The organism is Chrysosporum bergii ANA360D, assembly GCF_029891735.1.
GTDB lineage: Bacteria > Cyanobacteriota > Cyanobacteriia > Cyanobacteriales > Nostocaceae > Umezakia > Umezakia bergii.
Map to the genome: position 1 here is coordinate 1 of NZ_JANQDH010000105.1, position 17,163 is coordinate 17,163.

Below are 17,163 nucleotides of genomic sequence, written 5' to 3' on the forward strand. Positions count from 1 at the left end.
CCAATCTTCAGGAAAAGCTCTACGGGTTCTAACTTCCAGTGCGGCAGAAAAAGCAGCGATGGCTTTTTCCACATTCTCTGCTTTTTCTCCTAATATTCTGTCACGGTAAGCAAGCCCCAGATTATTTTGCGTTCCTGCCCAATCTTCAGGAAAAGCCCTGGGGGTGTAAACAGTGAGGGCGATGTTGTAGCCTGTTATGGCAATTTCCATGTTGTGAAGTTTGTCACCCAAGGGAAATTGCCCGATCAAATTACTGAGTTCAACAATAACTGCTGTGTCGGGTTCTATTTCTGCTAGAGTATTTGTACCCCAATGACTTAATAATTCTGCAAAAATAGGATTAAGTTTATCAGTATTCCGCGCTAGTAATGGGTAAACTACTTGAGGATCACCCTCACTGGTGACTATTGCTTGCAGTAATTGTTGTAAAAATTTCCCGTAACTCCCCATAGCACTCCGGGTAAATATTGTAGAAATATGAATAGTATACAGCGCTTTTCCGCCAAACACACCCACAGCCCTACAAAACCATAAACTAGTCGGTTTCAACCGAATTCAGCTTAAGATCAGGGAATTTATTCCCTGACTCAATGATATCAGCCTGTGGTTTAAATAACATAAAATTAACTTTTGGGGTATGTTGGAAAATTCCCTGACTCAATGAGGTACATCATTAGCAAGCGGGATGCTCGCGTTACAAAACTGCTCAGTCTCAAAATTCACAGCAAAAAACAACGGCGTTGCAGGGCTTGTTGAAGTAAAACTTGATATTCCTGATCGCTAATCCCATAAGCGCCAAATCTGGCTAAATGGGGATTGATCATTTGAGCATCAAACAATACAAATTGGCGTTGACGTAATCTTTCCACCAACCTAACCATTGCTACCTTTGAGCCTTCAGTAATGCGGTAAAACATGGACTCACCAATGAAAGCACCGCCAATAACAATTCCTAAAATACCCCCAGCCAGTTGATCACCTTGCCAAGTTTCAAAACTATAAGCATAACCAGATTGGTGGAGTAAGCAGTAAACTTTTTGTAATTCCGGTGAAATCCAAGTAATTTCCCGGTCAGCACACCCAGCCACCACAGCTGGAAAGTCCCGGTTAATAGCTACAGAAAAACGCTCTTGATTGAGAACACGCTGTAATGATTTGGGGTAACGAAATCTGTCATCCAAAGGAATCAAAGTGCGATCGCCACTGGTGTACCATCTCAGACCTGTATCGTCGTTGTCCATGAGAAAGTAACCTCTAGCGTAACCGCGAATAATAGCAGCCATATCATATTGCATAATTAAGCCAATAATGGAAAAACCTCAGAGAACCCCATGGGGTGACCCTGGGATTTTCTCAGCGTGACTCTGCGTTAAAAAAAAATGACTGAAGCAATTCCGCCCATCACTTTACCACCCGCCCACAACCCTCTTCTAGAGGGTGAATGGTTACAAGACCGTTTATTGCGGTGGCTAGATACTGAATTCTTACCTGAAATAGTCAATGAAAAAATCGCCCAACGTGCGGCGCAAATTTTTGTCAGACAACGCATGGAAGGAGAAAACGACCTAGGATCTCTAGTGATAGCCATTGTCACAGAGATGCAGGGATTTGATTTTTCCAAAAGTTTCTATGGAGAATTTGCCATTGCCAACGCCGTTAGCGATCTACTGTTAGAAAGTCTAGGGATAGATCGTTGCTGTGGACAATGAATAACCATAGCAAATTCTCCCCAACTAAGGTACACCCTTAGTAAGCACAACGCCCCCAGCACAAGACGATCATTTACATTCCTATCTCACCTGTGTAACAAATGCTGTATTAACGGTCATTAGTTCTTGGTGCAAACTAACGACTAATGACCAATGACTACCAGCTGGACTTAACCACACCAGGTAAAAGGCCTTGGTGCGCCCATTCCCGCAGCACATTCCGAGACAGGCCAAAGTCTCTATATACACCTCTGGGACGACCAGTTAGCCAGCAGCGATTGCGGTGACGATTAGGAGCGCTGTTACGGGGTAGCTGCTGAATTTTCCGGTGAACTTCCAACTTATCCAAGGGAGATTCTATACTTTTGAACTCTGCCAACAAAGCTTCCCGCTTTTGGGCATACTTTTCTACTAACTTAGCGCGTTTTTTTTCGCGCTCAATCATACTCTTTTTAGCCATGACTTCTCTAACTGATTTAAAGACAGCATTTTTTATTTTACCATATCCCCATCAATTGTGGCCATACTTTGTTTAGTTGGCTCTGTCATTAATGTTTTTTTCCCAGTGGGACACAAATCACTAAGATCACAAGCCTGACAGAGGGGAGAACGGGCTTTACAAACAGCACGACCGTGATAAATCAAACGAATTGACCAATTTTCCCAATGGGGTTGGGGTAACAACTGCATTAAATCTTTTTCAATGGGAAGGGGGTCAGCAAATTTAGTTAAACCCAGGCGTTGGCTCAAACGCTTAACGTGAGTATCTACTGTTACCCCGGCATTGATACCATAGGCATGGGCTAAAACTACATTACTAGTTTTCCGTGCCACCCCTGGAAGTTCTAATAGTTGCTCCATTGTCCGAGGAACCACAGAGTCATATTTGCTGACAATCATCTGACAAGCTGCTTGGATATTCTTGGCTTTATTGCGATAAAAACCGGTAGAACGTACCAAATTTTCTATTTCAGCTAAATCAGCATTTGCCAAACTAGCCGCATCTGGAAATTTTGCAAATAAAGCTGGTGTAACTTTATTCACTCGCTCATCTGTACATTGAGCGGAAAGAATGGTTGCTACTAGTAGTTGTAGTGGGGTTGAGTAATTCAAAGAGCAAGTTGCATCTGGATAAAGACGCTGTAAGCGGCTGAGAATTTCTAAGGCCCGTTGCTGTTGAGATAAAGATTTGCGGGTGACACTCACTGGAATAATTTTTGTACCCAATCCAACTGACTGGTTTCTTTGACGATCAGAAAAATGCCTAGTCCTAAAAGTAGCACTAAACCAGTTTGCATGACACCTTCTTGAATGCGGTTAGGTAATGGCTTACCCCGCACACCTTCAATTAACAAAAATGCTAATTGTCCGCCATCCAAGGCTGGTAAGGGCAAAATATTGATAATTGCCAAGTTAATACTAATCAAAGCGCCAAAAAATAACAAACTAGCTGTGTCATTTTGGGCAATACTGGAACCAATTTGCACTATTTTAATTGGTCCTGCTACTTGACTGGCGGTTTCACCAAAGTTAGTAATTAATTGTCCAAAGCCTTGAAATGTCATAACCACCAGGCGCTGAAATTCCTTAGCACCAATATTCAAAGCCTGTCCCAAATTCCTCACAGGACGACGGATCACTTGACCATTAGGAGCCAGTCCGATACCAATAGTACCCCCTGTGGGCTTGTCTTCGGGAACTATATTCAGGGTTAGCCTTTGGTCACCGCGAGCAATTTCTAGTTGGACAGACTCACCAGGACTATTTTTAATAATGTCTCTGAAGGCCTCAACTTCCCCTAGGGCTGTACCAAATTCTTGTTCATTGGCGGCTAAAATCACATCTCCTGGTTTAATTCCCGCTGCGGTGGCCACAGAACTGACTTCAGGGGCTAGTTGTTGAATTAAAACTCCCGGTTGGCTAGCTTCTCCCACACCAATGATGCTTACCTGAGTTACCAACAGGAAATAGGCAAATATTAAATTAGCGATCACTCCGGCGCTGATGACGATCGCCCGGTCTACAATGGGACGGTTGCGCAGCAAATTTGGGTCATTGGGTGGAATATCGCTATCTGGGTCATCGTCGGGAAAGCCGACAAAACCCCCCAAAGGAAAGGCGCGGACAGCATATTCGGTTTGTGAGCCTTGGTACTTCCAGAGAACTGGGCCAAACCCCAAAGAAAAACGGTTGACGAGAATACCTTGAGAACGGGCGGCTATAAAATGTCCCAACTCGTGTACCAAGATCAGAACAGCCAAGACTGCGATCGCTGCTAAAACTGACATAGAGCAAATTAATCAAAAAATTCAGATATATTATTTCTATTGTAATAACTTAAGTTGCTAGTTATTCAAACAGGCCATTGGCTCCGCCGGTGTCGTAGGCCATCGCTCAAAGCATTTAAAGTAACACAAATCATATCTTGTACAATTTTAACTAGAGCATCTGATGAATTAGTGCCATAATTCTAGACAACTATAGAGGAAAATATGCCAAGAACACAAAAAAACGATAATTTTATTGACAAATCCTTTACAGTGATGGCGGATCTGATTCTCAAACTTCTGCCAGCTAACAGAAAAGCTAAAGAAGCGTTTGTCTATTACCGAGATGGGATGTCAGCCCAAGCAGAAGGGGAATATGCTGAGGCGTTAGAGTACTACGCGGAAGCCCTCACCCTGGAGGAAGACACTAACGATCGCAGTTATATCCATTATAATATGGGGTTGATATATGCCAGTAATGGTGACCATGACAAAGCTCTAGAAATGTATCACAACGCTATTGAATTGAATCCACGGTTACCCCAGGCGTTGAATAACATTGCCGTAATTTACCATTATCAGGGAGAAAAAGCCAAAGAAGCCGGGGACAATGAGGCTGGGGAAGCGCTGTTTGACCAAGCAGCAGATTATTGGATTAGAGCCATTCGTATGGCTCCCAATAACTACATTGAAGCCCAAAACTGGCTAAAAACTACTGGACGTATGCAAATTGACGTATTCTTTTAATGAGTTCAAACCCCCAACCCCCAAACAGTAGGGGGTTGAACTGTGGAAAAACAAGCGTATAAGAATAAAAATTAAGCATTGAGAAATTATGATTGACCGGGAACAAGTAAAAAAAGTAGCCCTTTTGGCTCGTTTAGAATTAACAGCAGAAGAAGAGCAGCAATTCACCAACCAATTGGGGAGCATTCTGGACTATGTAGAACAGTTGAATGAATTAGATGTGAGTGAAGTAACTCCCACAACCAGGGCAATTGATACGAGTAATGTAACTCGAAAAGATGAGTTACAACCATATCCTGAGCGACAAGCGATTCTTAATGGTGCGCCTGAACAAGAAGGGGAGTTTTTTAAGGTTCCCAAAATCCTCCAAAATAATGAGTAGCCATAACGTCCCCTACTCAACTACTCCCCTCCTAGTCAGGAAGCAGTTTTTTTAATGTAGTAGTGAAGTCTGGGTAGGAAATGGCTGCTGCTTCAGCACGGTGAATGGTGGTGATCCCTGTGGCTAGTAAAGATGCAATGGCCAGACTCATGGCAATGCGATGATCTGTATAACTATCTACATCAGTACCCACTAAGGGAGTACCGCCAGTAATTTCCATACCGTCGGGTAATTCGCTGACTTTGGCTCCCATTTTATTTAGTTGCTGGGACATCACTGTAATGCGATCGCTTTCCTTAACACGCAACTCAGCCGCATCCCGAATTATAGTTGTACCCTGGGCAAATACTGCCGCAACTGCTAAAATGGGTATTTCATCAATCATTCTGGGAATGATATCCCCAGCAATAGTGCAGCTTTTTAAAACACTGGAACGCACTCTTAAATCTGCCACTGGTTCCCCTGCTACTAAGCGCTGATTTTCCAGTTGAATATCTGCCCCCATCAGTGCTAAAGCTTCCAATATTCCGGTGCGGGTGGGATTAACGCCGACGTTTTCCACTACCAATTCCGAACCAGGTACAATTGCTCCAGCTACCAACCAAAACGCCGCTGAACTGATATCCCCAGGAACAATCACCTTTTGCCCATATAGTTGAGCAGGTCCTGTGACAGTAACACTATTGGTTTCTGGATCAATACTCAGTTCTGCACCAAAAGCCCGTAACATTCGTTCGCTGTGGTCACGGGAGAGAGCCGGTTCTGTAACGGTGGTTTGTCCTTCTGTTAATAAACTTGCCAATAATATGCAGGATTTAACTTGAGCCGAGGCGATGGGGGAATGATAATGAATAGGTTTAAGGACTCTTCCTTGAACTGCTAAAGGTGCTAAAGAATTACCCTTACGTCCCCAAATTTCCGCCCCCATTTGTTGCAAAGGTTTAACCACACGGGACATAGGACGCGATCGCAAGGAACTATCCCCGGTGACAGTGAAAAAACGCTCTGGATGAGATGCTAACAACCCTAACATTAGTCTCAATGTAGTGCCAGAGTTGCCAGCATTCAATACATCCGTTGATTCTTGCAATTTTCCCAAACCAATACCCTGAACTGTGACTAATTTAGTGTTCAGTTCCGAGATTTCCGCCCCCATAGCTTGAAAACAGCTAGCGGTGCTGCGGGGGTCTTCACCCAACAGTAGCCCTTGGATTTGGGTTTCTCCTTGAGCGATCGCCCCTAGCATTAAAGCCCGGTGTGATATAGATTTATCACCCGGTACACGGATACAACCTTGTAGAGATAAACCAGCGGAGGGAGGCTGGATAATTAACTTGTGAGCAAGGTCTTTTTGAGTTTCTACAGTTATGACAGCAGCCGACATGAGGTTACACTGGCTCTTGAATACACTTGAATACACCGAAAGTTTATCTAGAAACTTCCTGCCTAGTATCCTATCGCTTTTTGTGAGCGGAGATTTGCCACAATGTACCAAAATAATCATTGGTCATTGGTGGTTGGTCTATTGTTTAAATATATGATCTTTTATTTATTTTTATGTTGATTTGTTGAGCTGTTCAAATCAGCACCGTTATTTCATATCAAGGGTGTTTTACTATTTACAGGCTGATCCCCACTGCTCACAATACTGATATTAATTTTGTTTTGTTTAATCGCTGTTAGGCCTTATCGCTCTCATGCTGACCCATCACCGTAAGCCCGTATCTTTATCATTGATTTCAACTGACTTGCCATTCTGGTCTGTTGTTGAAACTGCCGGGACACTGTATCAAAAAGATACTGATAAATTTCATTTACTCTTGACAGAACCGCCCCGTATTACTTCTAAGCTGGGTAATTCTCTGAGTTCTCAAGATTTCCGTGGCGAAAATACAACCAACGCTAAACCCCCCAAGACTCCCAGAGTTTTATGGATGGAAATTTCTCCCTACCGAATCATCATGACCATGCAAGGCAACAATCAAGTTAGTTATCGTCATTTCTGGGAACAGGGAGTTTATGGAATTAGCCGTTATTGGTTACCCACTGAGTCTTTAGAACCATCACATCCTATTCGGTTACGAAACTTTACCAAAACTTTGTCACTGAATGCACATGATTTTCCAGAACACCTGCAACTGGAATATGAATTGTGGGCGGGAAAAGTCCAACTAGGAACCTACATCCTCAATCTGGAAATTAAACACTAGTAATTAATTCTTCTGGTAGTGAGAATTGGGCGGGTGTTGGCTGAGAAAGAATTTTCCTCAGACTTCAAACCACTACCCCTGTTTTCTAAGACCCAAAATAACTGGGTTCGTTACCAGGTTTCCATTTAATGTTGCAACCAATACTGGGGTTTTGTTCACTAGTAACGGGGTTATTTGCCAAAACTGCGCTAATGGCAAGGCGTAAATCAGCACCTGTCACCGGTTTATCGTTACTGGGACGGCTATCGTCTAATTGTCCTCGATACACGAGTCGGCGTTCTTGGTCAAATAGAAAAAAATCAGGTGTGCAAGCTGCTGTATAAGCCTTTGCTACTTCCTGAGTTGCGTCATAACACAAGGGAAACTTAAAATCTAGTTCTGTTGCCATTGCTTGTAAAGACTCTGGCCGATCATCTGGATATTTTTCTGCATCATTGGCACTGATAGCCAAGATTCCTAAATCACTAGAGAAGTAATCTTTTCCTAAACGAGCTAATTCTGCTTGAATATGCTTAACAAATGGGCAATGCTGACAAATAAACATTAGCAATAATGCTTTTTTATCAGCAAAACTGACCAGGGAAATTGTTTGTCCGGATACCACGTCTGGGAGATGAAAATCTGGGGCTTGTGTGCCTAGTGGCAACATGGTAGAAGCAGTTAAAACCATAAAAAATGCTGGGTCAGATAATGGACGATGAGGATAGGGGTTAATTGTTGGCCTCTATCCCTTTGTTTACTCTACTATTATTGTAAACATTAATCATGGGTACTCATGAAATTAGAGACAGAAAATATCCTGTCTCTGAATTTGTTAAATATTTGTTAAAAATTACGTTGTGAAGATTAGTATCTATAGACTTGCTAACAGACCAAAAATACCATGACCTGTGAATACTTCCAATGCTATGAGGGAGACAAAACCAATCATTGCTAAACGACCGTTAAGTAATTCAGCATAGGGAGTAAATCCAGTGCGATCGCCTTGCTCATCTACATACACTTTAGGCTCAATGGCGAAAGCGTTCATCAGACCGTGGTCGTCAACAATGCCTGTCTTATTACTCATGTAGTTTTTCCTGTGTTTTCTTGATTATGTAAACAAGTGTAACAAACATATTACTTTTTGTAAAGCATTTTAACCTAACAGATTGGCATAGGTAGTGGGGACATGATATGGTCTATAATTATACAAATAAATTGCGTAACAGCTTATGACTTGGGTAGATCCATTAGAAGATGGAAAAAGCAAAATAGAACTAATAGCAGCGCTGGGAAGCGACTTAGACATTGTTAATGATGCTCGCGCCAGCTTTGAGAAAACATCCACACAACTAAGTGATAAAGATATTAAACTCATTCATTACCTAATCAAGCACCAGCACACAAGCCCTTTTCGGGGTACTGTCTTCAAATTTAAAGTTAAAGCTCCTTTGTTTGTTTGTCGCCAATGGTGGAAACACGTCATCGCCAGCAATCATAATGATGAGCAACTAGGATGGAATGAGAAAAGCTTTCGATATGTTGAGATTGATGATAGTAGTGAATTTTATATTCCTAAAATTTTTCGCCAACAGTCCAAGAACAATAAACAAGCCAGCGAAGGTAAATTACCCGAAGATGCTAATCAGCAAGCAATAGAAATTTATACTCAACAGTGTCAAACTAGCTACCAAGCATACCGTAACCTTCTAGAGTTGGGAGTGGGGCGAGAACAAGCCCGTGGTGTATTAGTTCCCTCAGTATACACTTCTTGGGTCTGGACTGTTTCTCTGCAAGCTGTTTTACACTTTATCTCATTGCGCCGTGGTGCTGGCGCGCAAAGTGAAATTGGCGCTTATGCTCAAGCCATCACTTCCCTGATTAAACCCATAGTCCCCATATCAATAGAGGCTTGGGAAACTCATTATTAGCAAGCAGGATGCTCCCGCTAAAAGACGATCATTTAAATTTGTATCTAGCAAGTGTTTAATAAATGCTATAACTTACAGCAAAGTGCCACTGGAAAATGTTGCAGGGCTTCCCCCACTAAAATAATATTATTAGCCTTAACCATTTGGCCAGTGATGGTATTTTGCCAATGTGAAGGCGCTGCTGGTGGTAACTGAATATGTGTATCATCCCAAACTGATAAACCAAGGGGATATTCACCGGGTTGAATTAACCTAGTAAAAAAGCGTGGTGCAATGGTAATCATGGTTTGATGACCATCACTCCTAGCAAAAGCAATGATATGATCTGAATGTTTACCCCTAACTGCTAAAGGTACATAGTCACCTTGTTGAAAAACTATTAAATTTTCTTTTCTTGCCTTTAAGGCTTGGGTAATCAGAAACAGCTTAATTCTACTATCCTCTTTAGTTGCCAATAATTCATCTATTAATCTCATAATATCAGCTTGGGCTTGTTCCTTAATCATCTGGAGATAAGATTGTCTAATTTCAAAATCAACCGGACGACGGTTATCAGGATCAACCATACTAAAGTCCCAAAGTTCCGTTCCTTGATAAAAGTCTGGAACTCCAGGAGAAGTGATTTTTAATAAAGTCTGAGATAAAGAATTAAACATACCATAGTAGGCTACCTGTTTTTGAAAAGGTAGAAACTGCTGTAAAAATTGATTTTGTTCCCCAGGTTCTAAAACTGCTGTCACAAACTTAGTTAAAGCGTTTTCATAAGTTTGATTTGGTCGCAGCCATGCTGTGTAAACTTTTGCTTCTCTGGCTGCTTTCAGGACATAATCTTGAATGCGTTGGCAAAAGTCATGATATTCATGTTCAAAAAATGGAAATGCACCTAGGAGCATCTGATAAAATTGATATTCATCATTACTGTCTGGCATGGGTAAACGTTTATTAACAGTGGTTTTGTGAACACGGTTAATTTCACAAAATGCGTCAACTTGTTTTTGCCACTCCTGGGGAATTTCTGACAAAACATTTAATCTAGCCCGGATGTCTTCACCTCTTTTGGTGTCATGGGTTGAAGTAGCACTCATGGAATGTCGCCAGCGGGTGTTTCGCTGTTGATTAAAATCGTGTAAATTAGTGATACTGATACCAAAATTATCAGGATCGCCACCAACTTCGTTTAAGGAAATAAAACGGTTATAAACGTATAAGGCTGTGTCTTCTACTCCTTTAGCCATTAACGGACCTGTATACTGTTGTAATCGCATGACAAAATAAAGCCATTGCTCTTGATCCTCTGGGGTGAGATAATTTTCATATTCAAGTAGTAGCAGTTTTTCTATAAAATTTAACTCATGGTGTAGTAAGGGCAGATGTGATTTGGCTTGGTGAATCACATCTTGAATATATTGGCGATGGGTGGGTAATATACCATCTTGATTAGTGTAAGTTCGATAAATGGGAAATAAAGTCAGTATTTCCGCGATCGCTCGTTTTAAGCCATTAATGGTAAAATCATTACCGTAACGATGCTTACTAGCTATTCTTTTTAAGATGTAAGTTAAATTATCAACGTCTCCGGCTAAATTCCTTTCTAAAATTAAATGCTTTTTATTAACGGCGATTTGTTCATAAGCTGTTCTCAAGCCTGTTACATTCCAGTAAATTTGAGTAAAAGCTGCTTGGCTAGCAGTTTGACAAAACACACCATTAAGATAATTTAAAAAATCATAACCCGTAGTACCTTGAATTGACCAATGGTTAGGTAAATCTTCCCCTGGGTGTAATATCTTTTCAACAATGATGTATATATCGCCTACTTTTTCTCTCAACCTTTGTAAATACTGGGTTGGGTTATAAAGTCCGTCGATGTGGTCAATGCGTAACCCAGTAATTTGATTTTGTTTAACTAATTTAATCATCAAAGCATGGGTGTTTTCAAACACCATAAAATTTTCGACGTTTACAGATATTAACTCATTAATTGTAAAAAATCTTCTATAATTAATTTCCTCTGCGCCAACCTTCCAAAAAGCCAGGCGGTAAAACTGTTCAGAAAGTAAATTATCTAACAGGTTAAAGCTGTCTGGTTTACCTTTTTCACCATTAAAAACTTGGATATTTTCATCAATAAAGTTTTTAATTTCTCTATTATCGGTATAAAGTTCCCATAATAATCCTTTGACAAAATTAATCTGGTCTTGTCTTTCTTTTGGGTTAATATCACTAGGTATATGTTTCAACATATACAACATACCCAGGAAGCGGACAAATATGGGATTATTTCTACCTAATATTTGAGATAACTTACCGATATTCTGATTAAGAAATGTGGCGTAAGATTCCAACTTGAGGGGAAACCGCAAGTTATAATAATTCACACTCAAGCCATATTGATCATATTTGAGTTGAATTTCCCCATTTTCTAAAGATTCGCCGTAAAAGTTGCCGAGCAAAGGTGCTAAAATCGGTATCTCACCATCACCCCAACCATTCATGATGGGAGTATTCCAGGCAATGTCAAAATAATTGGCGTAAACAGAGTTAACACCGTTTTCTAAAACATCCATCAAATATTCATTTTGGCTATCATAAGCCATATGGTTAGGGACAATATCTTGTAACCAGCCCATCTGATGCTGTTTTAACGCTTCAAGTAAAGCGGTAAAATCTTCTTCTGTTCCTAATTCTGGGTTTAATTGATTGGGGTCAACTACATCATAGCCATGACTACTACCTATTCTGGCTTTAAATATTGGTGATGCGTAAAGGTCAGAAATACCTAGTTGATCTAAATATTGGATAATTTCTTTAGCTGCATTAAAACCAAATTGGTAATTAAATTGTAGGCGATAAGTTGCGGTAGGAATTCCCATAGATAAACTAACTCCTTGATTTTTGCTCTAAATATTGTTCATAAACAGTAAAACTCTGCTTTGGTATGGTTAGTTGCTGGTGATATTCGGCTGTTTCTGGTAGTTGTGAACCGCTACCTAACCAATTTTTACTAGCAGAATCTAAAATTTTTACCCAATTATTACCCGCAAACTCTTGGCTGAAGGTAACATCACAGGTATTAAAGTTCATTACACAAAATATCTGATAGTTAGGAGTAGATTTAAGCCAAGAAATCAGCTGATTTTTTTCTTGAAATTTGACTTGTAAATTTTGTCTTTGCTGTTGTAATAATGCTGGGTTTTGGCGGCGGAGTTGAATAAGTTGCTGATAAAAACGCCAGAGGACTTGATGTTTACCTGATTGGCGTTTTTGCCAGTTTAACTTACAATTGTTAAAAGTATCAGCAGACTCTGGGTCTGGTGGTTGTCCTTGAGAGTGAAAGGCGAAAAATTCTTGTTTACGCCCTTCTCTTACTGCTGCAATTAAATCCGGGTCTGAGTGACTGACAAAGTATATAAATGGCGAATCTTCCCCATATTCTTCTCCCATAAATAACAAAGGAATGTAAGGAGAAAGCAACACTGCACCAGCAGCTAGTTTTAAACACTCAAAGTTGACAATTTGCGATAATCTTTCCCCTAAAACTCTGTTACCGATTTGGTCATGATTTTGAATAGCTACTATAAATTGATATGGAGGGCGATCGCCTGTATAATTGCCGTGGAAGCGTTGGCGAAAATTTGAATATTTCCAGTCGTAAACAAAGGTATCTTGATAAGCCTTGGCTAAATGTTCACACCAGCCAAAATCTTGATAATAACCACTGCGATCGCCCGTGAGCAAAGTATATAATGAATGATGAAAATCATCACTCCATTGGGCATCAATGCCATAACCGCCTAACCGATGAGGGCGGATGATTTTAGGATCATTTAAATCACTTTCAGCGATTAGATAAAGTTTGCGTCCCCACTGCTGAGAAACTACCGCCACATTTTCCGCCAGTTCAGCTAGAAAATGTTTTGCACCAAAATCATAAATAGCGTGAACTGCATCTAAGCGTAAAGCATCAATATGAAATTTACCTAGCCAGTAGAGTGCATTTTGAATAAAAAATTGACGTACATCATAACTATGAGCATCATCAAAATTAATGGCATTTCCCCAGGGAGTACGATAAGTTTCTGTAGAATAAGTAGCAAACCGACTGGTATAATTACCTTCAGGTCCAAAATGGTTATAAACCACATCTAAAATTACAGCAATTCCCTGTTGATGACAAGCATTAACTAATTGCTTGAACTCATCAGGACTACCATAGGAATTTTGTACAGCAAAAGGATAAACCCCATCATAACCCCAATTGCGATCGCCTGGAAACTGAGCCACTGGCATAATTTCAATGGCATTTATCCCTAAATCTCGTAAATCTGCCAGTCGGGGAATAATAGCCTTAAAAGTACCGTCTGGGGTAAAAGTGCCAACGTGTAACTCATAGATAATCATAGTTTCTAAACAAACACCAGACCAATGGTCATCACTCCAAGCAAAGCTATGATTAATAACTTGGGAAAAACTATGTACACCATAGGGTTGAAAATTGGATGCTGGATCAGGTCTTGATTCACTATTATTTAATTTATATAAATAAAGAGTTCCTGGCTCAATATCTGTGCTGGCAACTTGCCAGTATGCCCCTAATTTTTCCATAGGAAGTAACCGGGGATGGGGAGAGATAATTTCTACCGCCACAGTGTTTAAATTCGGTCCCCAAACCGTAAAGTTACAAACACCATCACCCAAATAATCAGCGCCAACCTTCATAAGCTATTACGCATTGATTTTTTTTATAGCCGTTAATTTTTATTAAATACACATTTTTAATGCCATGATTTAAATTTAATTTAACTCAAACCTGCTGGTAATTATTCCATCATGCGGATGAATAACTATTGTTGAAAAAATACCTAATTCGTTAGGTGACAATCCAGTTTTAATATAAAAAAATAATCAGCATCTATCTTAAGTCGTAATCGCTTTGCGGTGCTTTGGGAGTAATTGATTATGAACAGGAGGGGGTGAGGGGGGAGGGTTGTTCTGATTTTCAATTTGATACAACTGGTAAGCCACCATTGCCATGTAGAAACTAAATACTCCAGTTGCTAATAAACATACTAGACCCAAAAACTGAACTACATCTTTCAAAATTCTTTTAGACATAATTTCAAGGTGGTAGAGTTTACTGTAAAAATACTAAGGATACTAAGCACTGTTACAATTTCTGCAACAAAACACACAAACATAATTATTATGTTACTGTTTTAATAACCGCTATAACCGCTCTACTGTAGCAGCTATGGTAAAAGAATTAGCAATTCGTACCTGTGGATTAACTAAGCAGTTTGAACGACACCTGGCCGTCAACGATGTTGACTTAGAAATCCACAGGGGTGAAGTGTATGGGTTAATAGGTCCCAATGGCTCTGGGAAAACAACTCTGATCCGGATGTTGGCTGCGGCTGAAGAACCAACTACAGGGGAAATTTATATTAACGGTCATCCCCTGCGACTTGATCACAGTAACTCTCACCTCAAGGGTTGTCTTGGCTATTTACCCGATGACTATCCTTTGTATGAAGATTTAACAGTGTGGGATTACTTAGATTATTTTGCCCGGTTGTATCGTTTGCGGCAACCACGACGGACTCAACGTTTACATGAAGTTTTAGAACTGATACAACTTGGCAATAAACGCCACAGTCTCATTTCTACTTTATCTCGGGGAATGAAGCAGCGTTTGAGTTTAGCCCGGACTATTATTCACGAACCAATTTTACTACTTTTAGATGAGCCGGTTTCTGGACTTGACCCCATCGCTAGGATGCAGTTTCGGCAAATTATCAAGATTTTGCAAGAAGCAGGGATGACAATTTTAATTTCTTCTCATGTTCTTAGTGATTTAGCCGAATTGTGTACTTCTATAGGAATTATGGAGTTGGGTTTTTTAGTGGAAAGTGCTTCACTGCAAGAACTTTACCATCGCCTGGCTAAACAACAAATTATATTATCAACTCTGGGTAGTTTAGAATCCTTGGAGAGTGAATTAAAAAATTGTCCCCTGGTGGAACATTGGCAGAAAATCCCAGGGATAAACAGCTATAAAGTCAATTTTTCTGGTACACAGGAGGATTGTGCTGATTTATTGCGATCGCTTATTTTATCTGGTATACCCGTCACTGGTTTTCACTGCACTCAAGAAGATTTAGAAAGTATCTTCTTGAAATTAGGACACAAACAAGCGTCTTGAGCAGTCAAGTTTGATTACTCTTGGTTTTTGGAGTTTTAATTATGCTCAGTTTAGGATCAAAACTCAACGAATTAAACCCCCAATTCCTCCGGGAAATTAAAGGGCGTTTAACAACTCGTAACCTGTGGTTAGCAGGATCTATATCTTTGCTTGGTCAGTTGATGTTATTCCTATATTTTCAAACCAGACTGCCCCCCAGCACCGTCAAATTACCACACAATAATACATATTGTACAGGTAAAATTGCATATGGCGATTATGGCTATAATACACCAGAATGTATTATGGACAATTATGGTAACATCATCATCAACTGGCAATTATGGTCTCAAGATATTTTTCATGCCCTCAGTTGGCTAGGAATATTTGCCATTATAGTTGTGGGAACTTATTTACTCATCAATGATTTAGCCACGGAACAACGGCGAGATACACTCAATTTTATTCGTCTTAGCCCCCAAACACCTCAAAATATTCTGGTGGGTAAAATGCTGGGTGTGCCAATTCTTTTGTATGTTACCATACTCATGTCCTTTCCTTTCCATTTATGGGCTGGTTTAAATGCCAAGTTGCCCTTAAATCAGGTTTTGGTTTTTGATGTTATTGTCCTGGTTGCTAGTGTTTTCTACTATAGTGGGGCATTACTATTTGGCTTCATAGCTTCTTGGTTGGGTGGTTTTCAGTCATGGTTAGGAGGCGGATTTATATTGGGTTTTCTGCTGTTTACCGAGCAAGCCCTAAAACACACCACAGTAGTTAACACACCCTTAGTATTATTTAGACTAATTACACCAACATATTTTATTCCCGATGTTTCAGGAAATCAGGCATTTACTGGTTTTCATTGGTTTAGCCTACCATTGGGAAATCAACTTTTCACCATCAGCAGCCTTAGTTTATTACTCTACTGCATCGGCATTTACTTTATTTGGCAATCTCTCCAACGTTGCTATCTTGATGCTAATGCTACAATGAGTAGTAAACGGCAGAGTTATTTATTAACTACTAGCTTTGTCATTATTACTTTAGGATGCGGTAATTGGCATGATGCCAGCCTAAAGGATTATTTAGTCAGTTCCATGTTTGTGTATTTGTGGTTATTTTTATATCTAATTGCTGCCCTGACTCAGAACCGCCAAACCCTAATAAATTGGGCTAGATATCACCACATTTATAGTATGCAGCATCCCCGTAAACAAAAGTTTGTTAAAGAGTTAATTTGGGGTGAAAAAAGCCCAGGTGTACTGGCGATCGCTATCAATGCTTTAATAGTTTTTACTGGTTTAACTGTAGTATTGTTGCTGCAATTCGTTTCTGTATCAGATATGCTGAGTGGTTTTGGGGCTTTAATTTTCGCTTTGAGTTTAATGGTTATCTATGCAGCCCTAGCCCAACTACTGCTATTCATGAAAAATGGGCAGAGGTTATTATGGGCAAATGGCATGGTAACTGCTGTAATTATCTTACCACCCATTCTTTTATCCATGCTCTTTTCCAGTCCTCAACATTTAACATTTGTGTGGTTTTTGTCTATATTTGCACCCATCCTCTTTTTATACCCACCAACCAATGATTCATTAAGTCTCATGACTCCTTTGCTGGCAATGCTGGCACACGCTGGTACTTTAGGTTTATTACTGTTGCAAATCAAGCGCCAATTACAAAAAGCGGGAGACTGACATACTCACCGACCTTCTAGGTCGGTGAATCTTGACAGTTCTTTGCGTCTACTT

Annotated in this window: 17 protein-coding genes and 1 pseudogene; 7 read left to right on the forward strand and 11 right to left on the reverse strand. The window is 40.2% G+C overall.

Features of this window, described 5'->3' with window-relative positions; translation table 11 throughout:
* A pseudogene (locus NWP17_RS15025) lies at positions 1–549 on the reverse strand (hypothetical protein); the annotation flags it as partial.
* Positions 550–719: 170 nt separating this feature from the next.
* Complete coding sequence (aat, locus tag NWP17_RS15030; protein WP_280655683.1) at positions 720–1,295, reverse strand: leucyl/phenylalanyl-tRNA--protein transferase; 576 nt, start codon at positions 1,293–1,295, stop codon at positions 720–722.
* Positions 1,296–1,379: 84 nt separating this feature from the next.
* Here aat and NWP17_RS15035 point away from each other — a divergent pair, with 84 nt between their 5' ends.
* Positions 1,380–1,709, forward strand: a complete 330-nt coding sequence (locus NWP17_RS15035) for a hypothetical protein (protein ID WP_280655684.1) — start codon at positions 1,380–1,382, stop codon at positions 1,707–1,709.
* Between the two features lie 157 nt (positions 1,710–1,866).
* Here the strand turns inward: NWP17_RS15035 and rpsN are convergent, their stop codons facing one another.
* The 3 genes from rpsN to rseP are packed head-to-tail and all read right to left on the reverse strand — an operon-like array spanning position 1,867 to position 3,997.
* A complete protein-coding gene (rpsN, locus tag NWP17_RS15040; RefSeq protein WP_280655685.1) occupies positions 1,867–2,169 on the reverse strand; it encodes a 30S ribosomal protein S14 in 303 nt (100 codons plus the stop codon).
* A gap of 32 nt (positions 2,170–2,201) precedes the next feature.
* Positions 2,202–2,936 (reverse strand): endonuclease III, encoded by a 735-nt coding sequence (nth, locus tag NWP17_RS15045; protein ID WP_280655686.1) that lies wholly within the window; start codon positions 2,934–2,936, stop codon positions 2,202–2,204.
* Positions 2,912–3,997: an RIP metalloprotease RseP gene (rseP, locus tag NWP17_RS15050; RefSeq protein ID WP_280655687.1), complete on the reverse strand. Its 1,086-nt coding sequence runs from the start codon at positions 3,995–3,997 to the stop codon at positions 2,912–2,914. The genes nth and rseP overlap by 25 nt, the downstream gene beginning before the upstream one ends.
* A 204-nt stretch (positions 3,998–4,201) precedes the next feature.
* On the opposite strand from rseP, the gene NWP17_RS15055 reads away from it, so the two are divergent.
* Together NWP17_RS15055 and gatC are read left to right on the forward strand one after the other, a co-directional pair.
* Positions 4,202–4,723 (forward strand): photosystem I assembly protein Ycf3, encoded by a 522-nt coding sequence (locus NWP17_RS15055; protein ID WP_280655688.1) that lies wholly within the window; start codon positions 4,202–4,204, stop codon positions 4,721–4,723.
* Positions 4,724–4,811: 88 nt separating this feature from the next.
* On the forward strand, positions 4,812–5,105 hold the full coding sequence (gatC, locus tag NWP17_RS15060) for an Asp-tRNA(Asn)/Glu-tRNA(Gln) amidotransferase subunit GatC (protein WP_280655689.1): 294 nt from the start codon (positions 4,812–4,814) through the stop codon (positions 5,103–5,105).
* Between the two features lie 31 nt (positions 5,106–5,136).
* Here the strand turns inward: gatC and aroA are convergent, their stop codons facing one another.
* Positions 5,137–6,489: a 3-phosphoshikimate 1-carboxyvinyltransferase gene (aroA, locus tag NWP17_RS15065; protein ID WP_280655690.1), complete on the reverse strand. Its 1,353-nt coding sequence runs from the start codon at positions 6,487–6,489 to the stop codon at positions 5,137–5,139.
* A gap of 313 nt (positions 6,490–6,802) precedes the next feature.
* On the opposite strand from aroA, the gene NWP17_RS15070 reads away from it, so the two are divergent.
* On the forward strand, positions 6,803–7,315 hold the full coding sequence (locus NWP17_RS15070) for a hypothetical protein (protein ID WP_280655691.1): 513 nt from the start codon (positions 6,803–6,805) through the stop codon (positions 7,313–7,315).
* 85 nt (positions 7,316–7,400) lie between these two features.
* On the opposite strand, the gene NWP17_RS15075 is transcribed toward NWP17_RS15070, so the two are convergent.
* Positions 7,401–7,985, reverse strand: a complete 585-nt coding sequence (locus tag NWP17_RS15075; RefSeq protein ID WP_280655692.1) for a thioredoxin family protein — start codon at positions 7,983–7,985, stop codon at positions 7,401–7,403.
* Positions 7,986–8,168: 183 nt separating this feature from the next.
* Positions 8,169–8,384, reverse strand: a complete 216-nt coding sequence (locus NWP17_RS15080) for a chlorophyll a/b-binding protein (RefSeq protein ID WP_280655693.1) — start codon at positions 8,382–8,384, stop codon at positions 8,169–8,171.
* 145 nt (positions 8,385–8,529) lie between these two features.
* On the opposite strand from NWP17_RS15080, the gene thyX reads away from it, so the two are divergent.
* Positions 8,530–9,228, forward strand: coding sequence for an FAD-dependent thymidylate synthase (gene thyX / locus NWP17_RS15085; protein ID WP_280655694.1), 699 nt, complete (start codon positions 8,530–8,532; stop codon positions 9,226–9,228).
* A 65-nt stretch (positions 9,229–9,293) separates the two neighbouring features.
* Here the strand turns inward: thyX and treY are convergent, their stop codons facing one another.
* From treY to NWP17_RS15100, 3 genes are all read right to left on the reverse strand, one after another.
* Positions 9,294–12,101 carry a malto-oligosyltrehalose synthase gene (gene treY / locus NWP17_RS15090; RefSeq protein ID WP_280655695.1) on the reverse strand — a complete coding sequence of 936 codons (2,808 nt, stop codon included), beginning with the start codon at positions 12,099–12,101 and terminating at the stop codon, positions 9,294–9,296.
* A 7-nt stretch (positions 12,102–12,108) separates the two neighbouring features.
* Positions 12,109–13,947 (reverse strand): malto-oligosyltrehalose trehalohydrolase, encoded by a 1,839-nt coding sequence (gene treZ, locus NWP17_RS15095; RefSeq protein ID WP_280655696.1) that lies wholly within the window; start codon positions 13,945–13,947, stop codon positions 12,109–12,111.
* Positions 13,948–14,145: 198 nt separating this feature from the next.
* Positions 14,146–14,343 carry a hypothetical protein gene (locus tag NWP17_RS15100; RefSeq protein WP_280655697.1) on the reverse strand — a complete coding sequence of 66 codons (198 nt, stop codon included), beginning with the start codon at positions 14,341–14,343 and terminating at the stop codon, positions 14,146–14,148.
* A gap of 136 nt (positions 14,344–14,479) precedes the next feature.
* Between NWP17_RS15100 and NWP17_RS15105 the strand changes: the two genes are divergently transcribed.
* Complete coding sequence (locus NWP17_RS15105) at positions 14,480–15,430, forward strand: ABC transporter ATP-binding protein (RefSeq protein ID WP_280655698.1); 951 nt, start codon at positions 14,480–14,482, stop codon at positions 15,428–15,430.
* Positions 15,431–15,471: 41 nt separating this feature from the next.
* Positions 15,472–17,109 carry a hypothetical protein gene (locus NWP17_RS15110; protein WP_280655699.1) on the forward strand — a complete coding sequence of 546 codons (1,638 nt, stop codon included), beginning with the start codon at positions 15,472–15,474 and terminating at the stop codon, positions 17,107–17,109.
* The last annotated feature ends 54 nt before the right edge of the window (positions 17,110–17,163 follow it).